Genomic DNA, 16,646 nt, shown 5'->3' with positions numbered 1-16,646 from the left:
CCCCCGCCCTGCCATGCCCCCGACGAAACGGAAACTGTTCCGCCGACGTACACTCCGCCAGATCCTCGGCGGCGTCCGCCGGCGGGTGCGGCGTGCGGCGGGCAGGGCGCGCAGCGTGTGGCGGCGGTCGCTGCAGCTCCAGGTGATCACCAGCACACTCGTGATCTCCGTGACCGTGGTGGTCGTGCTGGGCACGTTCCTGTTCGGCCAGATCAACAAGTCGGTGGTCGACAGCAGCCAGCAGTCCTCGGTGGGCGAGGCGTTCGCCGACCGCCTGCAGATCGCCGACGCCCTGGCCCTCGACCCCGACGACGAGAGCAAGGCCGCCGAGAGCGGCGAGCAGCGCACGGCCAACGCGCTCGACGACGTCATGGACAGCGTCTCCGGATCGGGTGAGGACGGCTCCAAGAAGCGCTACGACGTGCTGATCTACAACCCGACCACGCCCGGCGAGTCACGCGCGTCCGGCAGTGTCGTGCCGCTGAACGTGCCGCTGGGGCTCAAGGGCAGGCTGCAGCGCAACGTGGAGAAGCTGCAGTTCGGCGAGACCGTCGCGTCCGTCGAGGAGATCAAGTTCGCCGGGCAGAGCCAGGCCAGGCTCACGTACGTGACCGCCGGCGTGGTCCACGTGCCCTCCACGGGCCAGAACTACGAGGTCTACCACTTCTTCCCGTTCGACGAGGAAGAGGACCTGCTGTCCACCGTCCGGCTCGCCATCGTGGTGGTCGGCCTCGGGCTGGTCCTGCTGCTCGCCGCCATCGCCTACCTCGTCGCCCGCCAGGTCGTCACCCCCGTGCGCCTGGCGCGCCAGGCCGCCGAGCGGCTGGCCGCCGGCAAGCTCGACGAGCGGCTCAAGGTGCGCGGCGAGGACGACCTGGCCCGCCTGGCGGGCTCCTTCAACGAGATGGCCGCGAACCTGGCGCTCAAGATCCACCAGCTGGAGGAGCTGTCGCAGGTGCAGCGGCAGTTCGTCTCGGACGTCTCCCACGAGCTCCGCACGCCGCTGACCACCGTGCGGATGGCGGCCGACCTGCTCTACGACGCCCGCGAGGACTTCGACCCGATGGCCGCCCGGTCGGCCGAGCTCATGCAGGCGCAGCTGGAGCGGTTCGAGTCGATGCTGGCCGACCTGCTGGAGATCAGCCGTTACGACGCCGGCGCCGCCACGCTCGACCTCGACCCCGTGGACGTGCGCGACGTGGTGCTGCGGGCCATCGGCGACTCCGAGGCGCTGGCCGAGCGGCACACGACCCGCTTCGAGCTCAGGCTGCCCAACGAGCCCTGCCTGGCCGAGATCGACAACCGGCGGGTGGAGCGGATCCTGCGCAACCTGCTGTTCAACGCCATCGAGCACGGCGAGGGCCGGGACATCGTGGTCACCGTGGGGGCCGACAGGGACGCCGTGGCCGTCGCCGTACGCGACCACGGGATCGGCCTGAAGGGCGCGGAGGACACGATGGTGTTCGACCGGTTCTGGCGGGCGGACCCCTCGCGGGCCAGGACCATCGGCGGCACCGGGCTGGGGCTGGCGATCTCGCGCGAGGACGCCACCCTGCACGGCGGCTGGTTGCAGGCGTGGGGGCAGCCGGGCGAGGGCTCGCAGTTCCGGCTGACGCTGCCCAGGATGGCGGGAGCCGACCTCAAGGGCTCGCCGTTGTCGCTGGTGCCGCCGGAGATCGAGATGCGGCGCACCTGGCGCGGGGCCATGACACCGGTCCTGCTGCCGGCGTCGGGGGACGGGGCCGGCCATGACGAGGACTAGGCGGGCCGGGTTCGTGCTGGTCCTGGTGGCGATCGTGGCCTGGGCGGGCTCCGGCTGCACCGTGATCCCCGTCAGCGGCCCGAGCACCGTCAACGAGACCGGCACCGGCGATCCGCTGAGCAAGCCGTTCCAGCGCATGATCGCCATCTCGCCCCGGCCCGACTGGGGGCCCGAGGAGACCATCAAGGGCCTGCAGGCGGCCATGGCGGCCTACGCGGATGATCCCAGGGTCCTGCCGCAGTACCTGACCCCGGAGGCGCGGAGCAAGTGGAGCGCCTCCGGCCCGGTGACGGTGATCGAGGAGGGGTTCGGCTTCGCGTACCCGAACCAGCGTGACAGCACCGAGACGGTGCAGAAGATCACGCTCAAGGGGCGCTGGGTGGCCACCATCAGGCCGGACGACGCGTACGTCCCCACGGGCGGCCCCTGGGAGGAGCCCTTCGAGCTGGTGAAGGACGAGAAGGGCGGCTACCGCGTCAACCGGCTGCCCCCCGGACTCCTGCTGACCAGCGCCGACGTGGCCCGCGCCTACCGGGCGACCAACCTCTACTACCTGAACGGCAGCACGCAGGACCGCCTCGTCGTGGACCGCGTGCGCCTGCGGCTGGCGCCGACGAAGAGCTTCGCGCAGACCATCCTGGAGCGCCTGCTCAAGCAGCCCACCGAGTCCCTGCAGGGCGGGGCGGTGACCACCAGCTTCCCGGCCGGCGCCAAGATCGAGTCGGTGGGGTGGCGCGAGGAGCGCGTGGTGGTCAATCTGTCCGGGCCGATCGATCCCCTCGACCTGAGCGCGGAGAGCACGCTCAGGGCCCAGATCAGGTACAGCCTCACCAAGAACGAGGTCGCCAAGGGCCGCATCATCGAGATCCTGCTCGACGGCGAGCCGTACGTCATGGACCGGCCCGAGTCCGACGAGACCTGGCTCAACGACAGCGGCGACACCGCCTACTTCGTCAGCAAGGGCGCCGTGCACTTCCTGGGCAAGGACGGCCCCGCGGGCACCGTGGCCGGTCCCGCCGGGCAGCCGCACGCCGGCTACTCCCACTTCGCGCTGTCCAAGGAGAAGAACGCGCTCATCGCCGCCAAGACCTCGACCGGCATCTCCGTGGCCAGGCTCACCCAGGACGAGGACTGGCAGCAGGTCATCGAGGGCACCGACCTCACCGCGCCGTCCTGGAACCGGGACGGGTCCCTCTGGACGTACGACGGCGAGAAGGAGGTCGTGCTGCGGTACGACCCGGCCGGCGGACGTCCGGCCGAGGTGGTCACCGCGCAGGCCAAGCTGCAGGGCCTGGACATCACCCGGCTGCGCGTCGCCAGGGACGGGGTGCGCGTGGTGATGACCATGGGGGAGAACACCGTCCAGATCGCCGCGCTGGCCGGCAAGGGCGCCGCGACCATGCTGGTGAACCTCCAGCTCCTGACCAGCACCGAGGGGGGCGACAAGATCCTCGATCTGGCCTGGGAGGATGACGAGCACCTGCTCATGCTGGTCGAGACTGAGGCGGGGCAGATACTCAACCAGATCAACGTCGGGGACGGGGAGACGGTCGGGGTGCCGTTGAAGGAGCCGCTGAAGTCGCTGGCCGCGCTGGACGATCGGGTGCTGGCCGAGGCTAAGAAGGGCAAGGCGGACAGGGGTAACCAGATCGTCGAGCTCAACCCTGATCGGCAGACCTGGACCACCAAGGTCGACTCCGAGGCGAGCACGCCGCTCTTCCCGCTGGGGTGAACCGGCCGAGGTGAACCGGCTGGGGTGAAGTGGCCAGGGGTGAACCGGCTGGGGATGAGGCGGCCGGGGCGAGTTGGCTGGGGATGAAGCGGCCGGGGCGAACTGTCGGTGGGGCCCGGCATGCTGGTCAGCGTGCTGAGCGCCGTACTGGATGTCGTGCTGGATGTCGTCCTTCCGCAGACCTGCGCGGGCTGCGGTGCCGGAGGGGCCCGCCTCTGCGGGAACTGCGTTGCCGCGCTGACCGTCGCCCCGGCGAGACGCATGCCCGTGCCGGCCCCGCCCGGCCTGCCCGAGTGCTGGTCTGCGGCCCCTTATGACGGGGCGGTCCGCAGAGCGCTGGTGTCCTACAAGGAACGGGGCGCGGTGGCGCTGGCCGGCGTGCTGGCGGAGGCCATGGCGTTCACCGCCGTGACGGCGCTCGGGCGTACGGGCGGGCTTGAGGGGCTTGAGGGGCACGGCGGGATCGCCGTCGTGCCGGTCCCCAGCGCCGGGCGCAGCCGGCGCGTCCGGGGGCATGACCCGGTGGGGCGGCTGGCGGTGCTGGCCGCGTGGCACCTGCGGGCCTCCGGCGTGCGGGCCGAGCCGTGGGCGGTCCTGAGACAGCGGCGGCGCGTGGCCGACCAGGCGGGCCTGAGCGCCACGCAGAGGGTCGCCAATCTCGCCGGGTCCCTCTGGGTCGACCGGCGCGCGCCACGGCCGCCAGTGGCCTGTGCGCTCCTTCTGGATGACATCGTCACGACGGGCGCCACCCTGCTCGAAGCCGCCAGGGCCCTGCGATCGGCGGGGATGCCGGTGCCGCTGGCGGTGACCGCCGCCGCGACACGCCGAAGATCTTGAAAAGCATTACCGTCACGGTGTGTAAAGAAAGATCCACATCGGCAGTCTCACCAGGAGGTCACATGCCCCTTTCTCGATGGCCGCATCGAGGCTGTTCAGCGGACGAGAAGATCGCTCCCGTAAGGGTTGCCGATCGGTTGAACGAGACATGGGATGGTGCCGCAGAGCCCCCTGGAAACCACGCAAAGTGATCCTTTGGCGCCGCCTCCGGCTGACATTCGGCCTGGATACGGATAGCGTTCTGACATGGCACCCGTTCGGGTCCGTGGTTGCGCAGGGCCGGGGTTCCCGGCTCTGCTAGCCGATGCCAGCCGCAGGCAAAACGGTCCACGTAAGGCGACTCTTTGTCGACCGATCACGGTGCGGCTTAGGGATAAGTCCTGCCTTCCCGAGGGGTCAGATACCCCTCGCCAGAAGAGAAGGGCAGTAGTGGCAACAGAGCTGCGAAATCCTCAGCAGGCGGATGTGGGGTCGAAGACCAGGTCGGCCGGGCGGGTGCCATCCGAGTTCCCGGTGACGCCGAGGCGGAAGAGGGTAGCGGTGACGGAGAGGCAGACAGAAGGCCCCGCCCGGCATGCACATTGTCGGGCGCTCGTGCTCAGTCGTTAGACGAAGGGGGGCTGTTGCATGGACATCATCGTCAAGGGCCGGCACACAGGAGTGAGTGAGCGGTTCCGCGACCACGTGACGACCAAGCTGGCCAGAATCGAACGTCTGGACAACAAACTCATCCGAGTCGACGTGGAGGTGTCGAAAGAACGCAATCCTCGCCTCGCTGATCAGCGGGAGCGTGTCGAGCTCACCATTCACTCGCGAGGGCCGGCCATTCGCGCCGAAGCCTCCGCCGACGACCGGCTAGTAGCTTTCGACATGGCCCTCGACAAGCTGGAAGGCCGCCTCAGGCGTCTGTCCGACCGGCGCAAGGTCCATCACGGCAACCACGCCCCGCCTTCGGTGGCGGAGATCACCGCGACGCTCCCTGGTGTCGCCGGCCCAGCCCCGACGGCGGAACCCGCCGCCTCCGAGCAGGCCGAGCCCGACGAGGAAGAGCTCCTGCGCAGTGATCAGCGCTACGACGACATCGTCCCGATCGAGATGGACGGCGATGGCCCGCTCGTCGTCCGGGAGAAGCATCACAAAGCGGAACCCATGACCATCGACCAGGCTCTTCTCGAAATGGAGCTGGTCGGCCACGATTTCTACCTCTTCCGTGACAAGGAGAGCGGTCAGCCGTGCGTCGTATACAACCGGCGTGGGTACAACTACGGCGTGCTGCGGCTCGTAGAGCCCTGATCGCGCCCTAAAAGATCTTCTCGACCACCCGAGAACCGCCTTGTACATGCCATCATTGGCGGTTCAACGGCTCTGGCCCCCCGACGAGGAGGACACGTGAGCGAGCTCAGTCAGGTCCAGTTGAGCGAGCGAAGCGAGGGAACGGCAGACGCGAGGCCGACCGAGGTGGCCTCGTGACGGAGTCTGGCGAGGTCCGCGCGCCGGTGGGCGAGCCGATCCGGGTCATGATCGTGGACGATCATGAGCTGATCAGGCGGAGTCTGGCGCTGGCGCTGGCGGCTGAGCCCGACATCGAAGTGGTCGGTGAGGCGAGCGACGGGCAGGAGGCGGTCGACCTGGCCGACCGCCTCATGCCCGACGTCGCGCTCATGGACGTGCGCATGCCCCGGCAGGACGGCATCGAAGCGACCAAGAACATCAAGGCCTCGGTGCCGAGCACCCGCATCATCATGCTGACGGTCAGCGACGAGGAGGAAGACCTCTTCGAGGCCATCAAGGCCGGCGCGACCGGCTACCTGCTCAAGGACGTCCAGATCAACGACGTTCCGGCGGCGGTGCGCGGTGTGCACGAAGGTCAGTCGTTAATCAACCCGGCGATGGCGGCCAAGCTCATCAGCGAGTTCCAGAACATGAGCCGCAAAGAGACCGAGCGCCCGGCCCAGCTTCCCGTGCCCCGGCTGACCGAACGCGAGATGGAGGTCCTGCGTCTGGTCGCCAAGGGCATGAACAACCGGGAGATCGCCAAGCAGTTGTTCATCTCCGAGAACACGGTGAAGAACCACGTCCGGAACATCCTCGACAAGCTGCAGTTGCACTCGCGGATGGAGGCAGTGGTTTACGCGGTGCGAGAGCGCATGCTGGAGATCACCTAGCCGGCTGTGGTGGCCGCCGCCTCGGTGAGATTCCGAGGACACGCCGTGGGGGGCGTGTCGAGGCGGGCCACCTCAAGCCGCACACGGCCTCACGCCGCACTGCACGCGGCCTCACGCCGCACTGCACGCGGCCTCACGCCGCACTGCACGCGGCCTCGCCTCGCGTTGCACACGGCCTCGCGCCGCCGTCGCACACTCGCCTCGCGCGTTCGACACGTGATGCGGCGTGTGGGGCCCATGCCATGGTGCGGGCATGTGTGCCGGCTCTGGTGCTGTCCGGTGGCCGACCGCCAGGTAGTCCGGCGGTTCATGCTCAGGCAGTCCGCGCTCCATGCCCAGGCAGTCGGGCGGTTCATGCTACGGCGTCGTCCGGTGGTCGGGTCAGGTCGTTTGGCGGTTCGTGGTGAGCAGGGAGGCCAGCTCCGGTGGGTCGGCGCGCTCAACGCGTATGGCGTCGCAGCCTACCCACTCGGCCGCCGACCACAGGGCGTCGTGTAAGGCGTCGGCCCACTTCGCGGCCGAGAGGCCAGGTTCCAGGCTGAGCTGTCTGATGACCAGCGTGGAGCCTTCGCGGGCCGGGTCGACGCGGCCGATGATACGGCCGCCGGCCAGCACCGGCATCGTGAAGTAGCCGTGGACGCGCTTGTGCTTGGGGACGTAGAGCTCCAGCGTGTACGTGAAGCCGAAGACCCGTTGGGTGCGGCCACGGTGCCAGATGAGCGAGTCGAACGGTGACAACAACGTGTTGCGGTGCCGGCCGCGTGGCTCCGACTCCAGGGCCGCCGGGTCCGCCCAGGCGTTGGCCTGGCCCTTCCTGCCCGTCCAGCCCGAGACGGTCACAGGCACCAGACCGGCCGCGCCGCTGAGCAGGACCTCGTCGAGGATCGCCGCGTAGCGGCCCTTGAGACGCAGGAAGTCGATCAAATCGGTCCTGTTGGCCACGCCCAGCGAACGGCCCGCGATGGCCGCGAGCCGGACGATGCACTCCTCGTCGGAGAGGCCGGCCGCCAGGAGGTCGGTGGGGACCACGCGCTCGGCCAGGTCGTAGACACGGCGCCAGCCGACGCGGCGGCTGCAGACGAGCTCGCCGATGTCGAGCAGCCACTCAAGGGAGATCTTGGAGTCGGACCAGTCCCACCAGGCGCCGCCGTTCTTTGCGCCGCCCACGTCGGTGGTCGTCACCGGGCCTGACTCGCGCACCTGGTCGAGAAGCTTGTCGACGTTGTCGGGCACCTCGTGCCAGCGGTAACGCCTCTCCCGGTAGGCCCGGCGCCGGAACTCGTAGAGCGGCCAGTGCTCGATGGGCAGGATGCAGGCGGCGTGGCACCAGTATTCGAAGCTCTGGGCGGGGTCGTGCCAGTAGGCGCGCTCGACCTGGGGTCTGCCCACGGCGCCCAGTCGGGCGTACGCGACGAGCTCGTGGGAGCGGGCGAGGACCGAGATCGTGTCGAGCTGCACGGCGCCGAGCCTGCGCAGCATGGCGTGCACCCCGCCCTTGCGCGCGTCGGCGCCGACCAGGCCCTGTGCGCGCAGGACGAGCCGGCGCGCCTCGTCGGCGGTGAGGTCGATCAGGTCGGGCGAGACGGTCATGACTGCGAACCGGTACGGCGATGCATGCGAGCAATGTAGCGGCGGGGACCGACAGAAAGAGATCGGCCCTGGCTGTCGTTCATGCGAGCAGCGTAGGGGCGGGGGCCGACAGTAAGAGACCGGCCCTGGTTGTCGTTCAGTCGAGGACCGCGATCGCGTCGACCTCGATCAGGTAGCCGGGTGCGGCCAGTGTCTCCACTCCGAGCAGGGCGTCGGTGGGTTTGTGGGCGCCGAACAGCTCGATCCTGGCCGCTTCGATGATCGGCAGGTACGCCGGGCGGTGACCGACGACGTAGATCGAGATCTTGGCGACCTGGTCAGGCCGGGCGCCGGCGGCGGCCAGGGCGCGGCCGAGATTGGTGAACACCTGCCGGGCCTGGGCCGCGAGGTCGCCGGGAGCGACGAGACCGCCCTGACGGTCGTCGGACATCTGCCCGGCGATGAACACCATCCGGCCGCCGGTCGCCACGATGACGTGGGAGTAGGTCTCCGGTCTGTCCAGGTCCTCGGGCTGGATGATGTCGAGAGCCATTGACGCGGATCCCTTCGTGGACGAGCGGCGAACGGGGCCCGTACCGCCCGGCCAGGTGGGAAGAGCGTTCCCACGAAGTGGCCGCGCGGCATCGACCCTGGGCGCGCGTAGTCTGGCCGACCGGACCCTGGGCGGGCAAGCCCGCTGATAGGAGCATGGGCGGGCCGGCCTGCTGATGAGCCCGTGGGCGTGCGGGCTCTGCTGGTGAGCTTGTGAGCGGGGGCCCGCTGGTAAAGCCTGTGGGCGGGCGGGCCCGCTGGTAGGACCATGAGCGGGCGGGTCCGCTGGTAAAGCCTGTGGGCGGGCGGGCCCATTGGTAGGTCCGTGAGCGGGCGGCGCCCGGCAGCGCGTGAGTCCTTCAACCGGTCCCCGAGCCCTTCGCGGATGTCAGTCGGTGTAGCCGCGGGCCGCGTAGTCGATGCGGTCGTTCAGACTGCTCAGAAGGGGTCTCTTGCCCTCGAATGCCTGGAAGGGGTCGGGCTGGAACGCCTTCTTGTCCTTCAGGAAGTAGTTGTTGTCCGGGCAGGTGCCGCGCGCCCAGAACGAGGAGACCTTGTCTCGCCAGTAGGGGGTGAAGTTGAACTTCTTGCACCTGTCGCGGGAGGCCCGCCACTTGGCCATCGCGCCGCGATAGTACTGGTGCTCGTACACGCAGTAGTACCCGTTGGGGCAGGACGCCGCGGTGGCCGACAGCACCACACCGACCTCGCCGTTCTCCCAGGAGATCTCGTTGTTGCTCACCTTCGTCCCGTAGGGGAACGCGGCCATGTAGGCATCGACCCTGGCGCTGGCGCTGGAGTCGGCGGTGGCCGCTTGGGCCGGGAGGGCGCTGGCGATGATGGCACCGGCGCCGATGGCGATACCGGCCGTTCGGAGTGCTCTGCTGCTGAAAAGCGGGTGCTGGCTCATTTCGTCTCCCTCTTCGTGTGGTCGAGAGGAAGGTAGGCACCCCGGTGTTCAGCCTGCGTTGAGTTCCTGTTGAGGCGGCACGGCGGCACGGCGGCGCCGCCGGGGGCTGGTCGAGGTTCGGCAAAGGTGCGGGCATGGAGTGGTCTGCCGGAGGAACGGAAACGGCGGGCGACCGAGGAGACTCGGTGCCCGCCGTGTCAAGCCTTCGTCAGCGGTGATCTTCAGCGCGCATGCCCGCACGGGGGGCGTCGATCACCACGTCGGTGAAGATGTCGAAGACGAGGGCCAGGATGCCCCCCACGACGAACACCCCGGCGCCGATCCAGACCAGCGTCCAGTTGGTGGCCGTCAGTCCGAAGCCGGCCACCACGGTGCCCACCAGCATCACCGTCACCGCGAGCCACGAGGACGCGCGTCCGCCGTGGCTGCCGAGGTTTTCGGTCTGCTCCGACTTCTTGCCCTCAACCATGACTAATCCTTCCTTTGCCGGATATCCCGCTTCTGGTGCGAGCCGGCTTTCAACCGGCATACCCTCTGCCTTACCCCATTCTCCCAGACGGGTCCTGCGCCCTCGTCGTCACGGTGGCTGTGTCTGGTTGCGGAACCGCCTACGATGGCAACGGGGAAGTTTGTCTCGGCCTCTCCTCCTGGCGGCGCCGCCGGGGTAGACCTGCGAGGAGCTTTACATAAAGTGGCAGCCATTCTCGACAAGATCCTACGTGCCGGCGAAGGCAAGATTCTGCGTAAGCTCAAGCGGATCGCAGACCAGGTCAACTCCATCGAGGACGACTTCACGAGCCTGTCCGACTCGGAGTTGCGCGCCATGACGGACGAGTTCAAACAGCGTCATGCGGACGGCGAGTCCCTGGACGATCTGCTTCCCGAAGCGTTCGCGACCGTGCGCGAGGCGGCTCGCCGCGTGCTCGGCCAGCGGCCCTTCGACGTGCAGATCATGGGCGGTGCCAACCTGCATCTCGGCAACATCTCGGAGATGAAGACCGGTGAGGGCAAGACCCTGACCTGTACGCTGCCCGCCTATCTCAACGCCTTGGCGGGCAACGGCGTCCACGTCATCACCGTCAACGACTACCTGGTCAAGGTAGGCGCCGAGAACATGGGCCGCATCTACCGCTTCCTCGGCCTCGAAGTCGGGATGATCCTGGCCGGCCAGGAGCCCAACGAGCGCCGCAAGCAGTACCAGGCGGACATCACGTACGGCACCAACAACGAGTTCGGCTTCGACTACCTGCGCGACAACATGGCCTGGTCGCTCGAAGAGTGCGTGCAGCGCGGCCACCACTTCGCGATCGTGGACGAGGTCGACTCCATCCTCATCGACGAGGCCCGGACGCCGCTGATCATCTCCGGCCCGGGCGAGCAGTCGGGCAAGTGGTACAACGAGTTCGCCAAGATCGTGCCCCGCCTGCGCAAGGGTGTCGAGGCCAAGAATCCCGGCGAAGAGAGCACCGGCGACTACATCGTCGACGAGAAGAAGCGCACGGTCGGCATCCTGGAGTCGGGCGTCGAGAAGGTCGAGGACTGGCTCGGCATCGACAACCTCTACAAGCCCGAGCACACCCACCTGGTCGGCTTCCTGAACAACGCGCTCAAGGCCAAGGAGCTGTTCAAGAAGGACAAGGACTACATCGTCACCGAGGGCGAAGTCCTGATCGTCGACGAGTTCACCGGGCGCATCCTGCACGGCCGCCGCTACAACGAGGGCATGCACCAGGCCATCGAGGCCAAGGAGAGCGTGAAGATCAAGGACGAGAACCAAACTCTCGCCACGGTCACCCTCCAGAACTACTTCCGCCTCTACGAGAAGCTGTCCGGCATGACCGGCACGGCCGTCACCGAGGCCAACGAGTTCCACCAGACCTACAAGCTGGGCGTCGTCCCGATCCCGACCAACCGGCCGATGATCCGCAAGGACCAGCCGGACGTGGTCTACAAGAACGAGGACGCCAAGTTCAACGCGGTGGTCGAGGACATCAAGGAGCGCTACGAGGCCGGGCAGCCGGTCCTCGTCGGCACCACCTCGGTGGAGAAGTCCGAGCGGCTGTCCAAGGCGCTCAAGCGCCGCGGTGTGCAGCACGAGGTGCTCAACGCGAAGAACCACGCCCGCGAGGCCGCGATCATCGCCGAGGCGGGCCGTAAGGGTGCCGTCACCGTCGCCACCAACATGGCCGGTCGAGGCACCGACATCATGCTCGGCGGCAACTCCGAGTTCCGCGTCGACCTGGAGCTGCGCCAGCGCGGCCTCGACCCGCTCGAGACGCCGGATGAGTACGAGAAGGCCTACCCCGAGGCGCTGGAGAAGGCCAGGGCGGCGGTCAAGGCCGAGCACGACGAGGTCACCGGCCTCGGCGGCCTCTACGTCCTCGGCACCGAGCGGCACGAGTCGCGCCGCATCGACAACCAGCTCCGCGGCCGTTCCGGCCGTCAGGGCGACCCCGGCGAGTCGCGCTTCTACCTGTCGCTCGGCGACGACCTCATGCGCCTGTTCAACTCGGCCAGGGTCGAGATGATCATGACCAGGCTGCAGATCCCGGACGACCAGCCGATCGAGTCCGGCATCGTCTCCAAGGCCATCGCCTCTGCCCAGCACCAGGTCGAGCAGCAGAACTTCGAGATCCGCAAGGATGTTCTGAAGTACGACGAGGTGATGAACCGCCAGCGTAAGGTCATCTACGCCGAGCGGCACCGCGTGCTGGCGGGCGCCGACCTGCACGAGCAGGTGCGCGGCTTCATCGGTGAAGTGATCGACGGCTACGTCGTGGGTGCCACCTCCGACGGCTTCGCCGAGGAGTGGGACCTCGAGAAGTTGTGGAAGGCGTTCAGCGAGCTCTACCCGATCACGGTCCGGATCGAGGACCTCGTCGAGGAGGCCGGCGGCCGCGAGGAGCTGTCCGCCGAGTTCATCAACGAGAAGATCAAGGCCGACGCCTACGCGGCGTACGCCAGGCGCGAGGAGGAGTTCGGCGCGGAGACCACGCGCGATCTTGAGCGCCGGGTGATCCTGTCCGTGCTCGACCGCAAGTGGCGCGAGCACCTCTACGAGATGGACTATCTGCGCGAGGGCATCGGCATGCGGGCCTACGCGCAGAAGGACCCGCAGATCGAGTACCAGCGTGAGGGCTTCGAGATGTTCTCCGCGATGCTGGAGGGCATCAAGGAGGACTCCGTCGGGTTCCTGTTCAACCTTGAGGTCGAGGTGCAGGAAAACCCGATCGTCGAGGAAGAGGACGCGGTGCTGGCGGAGACCCGCTCGATCATCGCGCGCGGGCTGCGCGGGCCGGAGCGGCCCGCCGAGCTCGAATACTCGGCGCCTGGTGAGCAGGGCGACGTCGAGCACACGCGGGTGCGCACCTCGTCGGAGCAGCGTGCGGCTTACGGCAACGTCGAGCGTAACGCGCCGTGCCCCTGTGGCTCGGGCAAGAAGTACAAGCGCTGCCACGGCGATCCCAAGCACGCCGGCTGAGCCGATTCGGTCGCTTGGGCGGCTCGAGCACGCCGGTTGATCCGGCCGCTCGGGCGGCCCAAGCGCGGGCGGACTGACACGTCGGTCGCTCGGGTGGTCCACGGGCATGGGCGTACCGGCACGTCGGGTGTTCGGGTCGTTCACGGGCGCGGGCGTACCGGCACGTCGGGTGGTCCACGGGCGCGGGCGTACCGGTATGTCGGGTGGTCCACGGGCGTGGGCGTACCGGTATGTCGGGTGTTCGAGGTCTTTAGGTTGTTCGTCAGGCCCCCACTTCCCTTGCGGAAGTGGGGGCCTGACGTGTTATGCCGTCTCGAACTCGGTGCACAACCATTGGACGCCACGGCGTTCGAGGCGTATGGCGAGGACGTGGTTGCGGTCGCCGCAGTGAATGAGGACGCACATCTCCACGGCGCCCTCCCTGGGCTCCTTCACGTGCAGGCTGCCGGCGAAGGGGGTGCGGGTCGTGTGCAGCATGCGTCCCGACCGGAGCAGGTCCCGGTACGCGCGATCCGTCAGCCGGTCGGCCACCGTCTCGGGGGCGCGCCGGCCGGAGAGCACCTCGGCGAGGGCCTGGCCGAGGTGGCGGAGCCGGCGCTCGTCGGGGATGGCGCCGGGCGGACCCCACGCCGGCGGGCGGTGGTCCAGGGCCAGGGATCCCAGGGTGTCCGGGGAGTGGAAGTGCTCGTCGTCATAGGGGGGCTCGGGGGCCGGGGTCAGGCCGATGCGGGGGGTTGCCGACACGTGTGCTCCATGCTCTCGGAGTGCTGAATGCATTTGTCATCAATGAGTTTTCGGTCCGGCTGACCTGGGCAAATGGTCACCAGCTTTCCCGGGAGCCGCCCGGCTTTGTCCTCAGAGATGCGGAACGTCGTAAGAAGCTGGGTTCCCCTGAGCACTCACTCCTCGAATTTGGGGCGTTACGGATCGGCCTTTTCGGCGGGTTCACGGCCGGGGGTGGGCAGGTTCAGGTAGCGGATCATGAGGGTGAAGACGGCGTAGTACACGACCAGGTACACCAGGCCGAAGCCGAGGATGAGGCCGAGCTTGTGGGTGTTCGACTTGCCGGCGTTCAGGAGCAGGTCGATGGCGCCGCCCGAGAACGTGAAGCCCAGGCGGGCGCCGAGCTCGGCCATGAGGGCCATGGACAGGCCCGTGAGCAGGGCGTGGACCACGAAGAGCGCCGGGGCGACGAAGATGAAGGCGAACTCCAGCGGCTCCGTGATGCCGGTGACGAAGGCCGTCAGGCCGGCGGACAACAGGATGCCCCCGACGGCCTGGCGGCGGCCGGGCGGGGCGGCGCGCCACATGGCGATGGCCGCCCCCAGGAGGCCGAACATCATCACGGGGAAGAAGCCGGTCATGAAGACGCCGGCTCCTTGTTCTCCGGCGAAATAGCAGTTCAGGTCGCCTGCGGCGTCCCGGGTCGCGCCGTTCACGCCCGCGCGGCACTCCGGGAGGGTGAACCAGACGATGGTGTTGAGGAAGTGGTGCAGGCCCACCGGGATGAGCAGGCGGTTGGCGACGCCGTAGATGCCGGTGCCGACGGTGCCGTGGGCGGAGAGCCAGTCGCCCACCGTCGCCAGCCAGTCGCCGACGGGCCGCCACAGGAGGCCGAAGGCGACGCCCAGCAGGAGGGCGGCGACGGCGGTGACGATGGGGACCGAGCGGCGCCCGCCGAAGAAGGCCAGCCACGACGGCAGTTTGAGGCGGTAGAAGCGCTGCCAGAGGAGCGCGGCGGTGAGGCCGATGAGGATGCCGCCGAGGACGCCTGTGGGGTTCTGAGCGCCCAGGTCGAGGACGGGGGTGCCGTTCTGGAGGAGCCGGACGACCTTGTCGTGGACGGCGCCCTCGCCCGCGTCGAAGAAGAGGGTCTTGCTCACGCGGTCGAAGACCAGATAGCCGACGAGGGCCGCCAGAGCGGTCGAGCCGTCGGCCTTGCGGGCGAAGCCGATGGCCACGCCGATGGCGAACAGCAGCGGGAGGTTGTCGAAGAGGGCGCCGCCGGCCGCCGCCATGACCTTCGCGACGGGCAGCAGCCAGGGCACGACGGCCCCGAGGCCGTCCTTGCCGAGGAGGTCGTCCTGGCCGAAGCGGAAGAGCAGGCCGGCGGCGGGCAGCACGGCGATGGGCATCATCAGGGAGCGGCCGATGCGCTGGAGCACCGCGAAGACGGCGGGCCAGCCCTGCGTGCCGGTCGAGCTCAAGGTCGTGCGCACCCCCGCCGCGATGGTGGGGGAATGCTGGGTTCCTACCACGCGGGATCATCGGGAAAACCGCCCTGCCGGAGGGCTACGTCTCGCCGGAGTCGGAGTCCGGGTCGGGGTCGGGTTCGCGGCCGGGGGTCATGATGTTCAGCTTGCGGATCATGAACGTGAACACGACGTAGTAGAGGACGCCGTAGATCACGCCCAGCAGCAGGATGCCGGGTAAGTTCTGGGTGTTCGACTTGCCGGCGTTCAGGAGCAGGTCGAGCAGGCCGGCCGAGAAGCCGAAGCCGAGCTGGCCGCCGATCAGCGTCGTCACGGCCATGGACAGGCCCGTCAGGACCGCGTGCACGGCGAACAGGGCCGGGGCGACGAAGACGAAGGCGAACTCCAGCGGCTCCGTGATGCCCGTGACGAACGACGCCAGCCCGGCCGACAACATGATGCCGCCCACCGAGGCCCGCCGATGTGCCGGCGCCGCGCGCCACATCGCCAGGGCGGCGGCGGGCAGGGCGAACATCATGATGGGGAAGAAGCCGGCCATGAACTGGCCGGAGTGCGGGGCGCCGCCGAAGTAGCAGTTCCAGTCGCCGCCCAGGACCCGGCCGCCCACGTCGCACTGCGGCACGACGTACCAGACGACCGAGTTGGCGAAGTGGTGCAGGCCGAGCGGGATCAGCAGGCGGTTGATCAGGCCGTAGATGCCGGTGCCGACCGGGCCGATGGCGGCCAGGGCCTCGCCGGCGTGGCGGATCCACTCGCCGATCACCGGCCAGAGCCAGCCGAAGAGCACGCCGATGAGCAGCGCCACGATCGAGGTGATGATCGGCACGAACCGGCGTCCGCCGAAGAAGGCCAGCCAGGAGGGCAGCTTGATCCGGTGGAAGCGTTGCCAGAGCAGGGCGGTGACCAGGCCCATCACGATGCCGCCGAGCACCTTGGTGGGGTTCTGCATGCCGTAGTTGATGATCTCCCGGAAGCCCTGCTCCTGGTCCTCCCTGATGAGGACGGTGTCCCTGATGTCGGAGCCGAAGAACATGACCTTGCTCACGCGGTCGAAGACCAGGTAGCCGACCACGGCGGCGAGCGCGGTGGAGCCGTCCGACTTGCGGGCGAAGCCGATGGCCACACCCACCGCGAACAACATCGGCAGGTTCTCGAACAGGGCCTCGCCGGCGGCGGCCAGCACGCCGGCGACCTGGTTCATCCAGGCGAACCCCGCCACGTCCGCCAGGCCCCCCGGCCGCACGCCGTTGGAGCCGAGCATGTCGGGCTGGCCGAAGCGCACCAGCAGGGCGGCGGCGGGCAGGGCGGCGATGGGCAGCATGAGCGAGCGGCCGAGCCGCTGGAGCACGGTCATCAGGCGAGCGAACGGCGCAGGCCGGGCCGCGGCGGTGGTCTCGTTCACCGGGCGTACCTCCGGGGGGCGGA

13 protein-coding genes are annotated in these 16,646 nt (G+C 68.7%); 6 read left to right on the top strand and 7 right to left on the bottom strand.

Translation table 11 applies throughout. From position 1 onward, the window contains the following. The first annotated feature begins 13 nt into the window (after positions 1-13). The 5 genes from mtrB to ACWD0F_RS01840 all read left to right on the top strand — a co-directional run bounded on the left by mtrB (position 14) and on the right by ACWD0F_RS01840 (position 6,496). Positions 14-1,762, top strand: coding sequence for an MtrAB system histidine kinase MtrB (gene mtrB, locus ACWD0F_RS01860; RefSeq protein ID WP_449871801.1), 1,749 nt, complete (start codon positions 14-16; stop codon positions 1,760-1,762). Next, positions 1,749-3,494, top strand: a complete 1,746-nt coding sequence (locus ACWD0F_RS01855; protein ID WP_449871799.1) for an LpqB family beta-propeller domain-containing protein — start codon at positions 1,749-1,751, stop codon at positions 3,492-3,494. Before mtrB ends, ACWD0F_RS01855 begins: the two co-directional genes overlap by 14 nt. Before the next feature lie 120 nt (positions 3,495-3,614). Then, positions 3,615-4,331: a ComF family protein gene (locus ACWD0F_RS01850; RefSeq protein ID WP_449871797.1), complete on the top strand. Its 717-nt coding sequence runs from the start codon at positions 3,615-3,617 to the stop codon at positions 4,329-4,331. Positions 4,332-4,958: 627 nt separating this feature from the next. Continuing rightward, the gene (hpf, locus tag ACWD0F_RS01845; RefSeq protein WP_449871795.1) at positions 4,959-5,624 is read left to right on the top strand and encodes a ribosome hibernation-promoting factor, HPF/YfiA family; all 666 of its coding nucleotides are present in this window, start codon (positions 4,959-4,961) and stop codon (positions 5,622-5,624) included. A 173-nt stretch (positions 5,625-5,797) separates the two neighbouring features. Beyond that, positions 5,798-6,496, top strand: coding sequence for a response regulator (locus ACWD0F_RS01840; protein WP_449871793.1), 699 nt, complete (start codon positions 5,798-5,800; stop codon positions 6,494-6,496). Between the two features lie 381 nt (positions 6,497-6,877). Here the strand turns inward: ACWD0F_RS01840 and ACWD0F_RS01835 are convergent, their stop codons facing one another. The 4 genes from ACWD0F_RS01835 to ACWD0F_RS01820 all read right to left on the bottom strand — a co-directional run bounded on the left by ACWD0F_RS01835 (position 6,878) and on the right by ACWD0F_RS01820 (position 9,996). After that, complete coding sequence (locus tag ACWD0F_RS01835) at positions 6,878-8,086, bottom strand: winged helix-turn-helix domain-containing protein (protein ID WP_449871791.1); 1,209 nt, start codon at positions 8,084-8,086, stop codon at positions 6,878-6,880. Between the two features lie 136 nt (positions 8,087-8,222). Further along, positions 8,223-8,618, bottom strand: a complete 396-nt coding sequence (locus tag ACWD0F_RS01830; RefSeq protein ID WP_449871789.1) for a RidA family protein — start codon at positions 8,616-8,618, stop codon at positions 8,223-8,225. Between the two features lie 387 nt (positions 8,619-9,005). Beyond that, positions 9,006-9,527, bottom strand: coding sequence for a peptidase inhibitor family I36 protein (locus ACWD0F_RS01825; RefSeq protein WP_449871787.1), 522 nt, complete (start codon positions 9,525-9,527; stop codon positions 9,006-9,008). A gap of 208 nt (positions 9,528-9,735) precedes the next feature. Beyond that, positions 9,736-9,996, bottom strand: a complete 261-nt coding sequence (locus tag ACWD0F_RS01820) for an HGxxPAAW family protein (protein WP_449871785.1) — start codon at positions 9,994-9,996, stop codon at positions 9,736-9,738. A gap of 222 nt (positions 9,997-10,218) precedes the next feature. Here ACWD0F_RS01820 and secA point away from each other — a divergent pair, with 222 nt between their 5' ends. Beyond that, complete coding sequence (secA, locus tag ACWD0F_RS01815) at positions 10,219-13,008, top strand: preprotein translocase subunit SecA (RefSeq protein WP_449871783.1); 2,790 nt, start codon at positions 10,219-10,221, stop codon at positions 13,006-13,008. Positions 13,009-13,311: 303 nt separating this feature from the next. Here secA and ACWD0F_RS01810 read toward each other — a convergent pair whose 3' ends face one another. The 3 genes from ACWD0F_RS01810 to ACWD0F_RS01800 form a co-directional block, all read right to left on the bottom strand. Further along, the gene (locus tag ACWD0F_RS01810) at positions 13,312-13,752 is read right to left on the bottom strand and encodes an Rv3235 family protein (protein WP_449871781.1); all 441 of its coding nucleotides are present in this window, start codon (positions 13,750-13,752) and stop codon (positions 13,312-13,314) included. A gap of 176 nt (positions 13,753-13,928) precedes the next feature. Continuing rightward, a complete protein-coding gene (locus ACWD0F_RS01805; RefSeq protein ID WP_449872372.1) occupies positions 13,929-15,227 on the bottom strand; it encodes a PTS transporter subunit EIIC in 1,299 nt (432 codons plus the stop codon). Between the two features lie 73 nt (positions 15,228-15,300). Continuing rightward, on the bottom strand, positions 15,301-16,623 hold the full coding sequence (locus ACWD0F_RS01800; protein ID WP_449871779.1) for a PTS transporter subunit EIIC: 1,323 nt from the start codon (positions 16,621-16,623) through the stop codon (positions 15,301-15,303). Positions 16,624-16,646: the final 23 nt, after the last annotated feature.

The sequence above is a fragment of the Nonomuraea sp. NPDC002799 genome, assembly GCF_053592075.1.
Note: the sequence above shows the minus strand (reverse complement) of the source record. Positions and strands in the feature narration are given on the sequence as shown.

Excerpts from the sequence above, each read along its gene's own strand:
- ACWD0F_RS01825 (WP_449871787.1), bottom strand. The coding sequence starts at position 9,527 with ATGAGCCAGCACCCGCTTTTCAGCAGCAGAGCACTCCGAACGGCCGGT.
- mtrB (WP_449871801.1), top strand. The coding sequence starts at position 14 with ATGCCCCCGACGAAACGGAAACTGTTCCGCCGACGTACACTCCGCCAG.
- ACWD0F_RS01835 (WP_449871791.1), bottom strand. The coding sequence starts at position 8,086 with ATGACCGTCTCGCCCGACCTGATCGACCTCACCGCCGACGAGGCGCGC.
- ACWD0F_RS01855 (WP_449871799.1), top strand. The coding sequence starts at position 1,749 with ATGACGAGGACTAGGCGGGCCGGGTTCGTGCTGGTCCTGGTGGCGATC.
- hpf (WP_449871795.1), top strand. The coding sequence starts at position 4,959 with ATGGACATCATCGTCAAGGGCCGGCACACAGGAGTGAGTGAGCGGTTC.
- ACWD0F_RS01830 (WP_449871789.1), bottom strand. The coding sequence starts at position 8,618 with ATGGCTCTCGACATCATCCAGCCCGAGGACCTGGACAGACCGGAGACC.
- ACWD0F_RS01820 (WP_449871785.1), bottom strand. The coding sequence starts at position 9,996 with ATGGTTGAGGGCAAGAAGTCGGAGCAGACCGAAAACCTCGGCAGCCAC.
- ACWD0F_RS01850 (WP_449871797.1), top strand. The coding sequence starts at position 3,615 with ATGCTGGTCAGCGTGCTGAGCGCCGTACTGGATGTCGTGCTGGATGTC.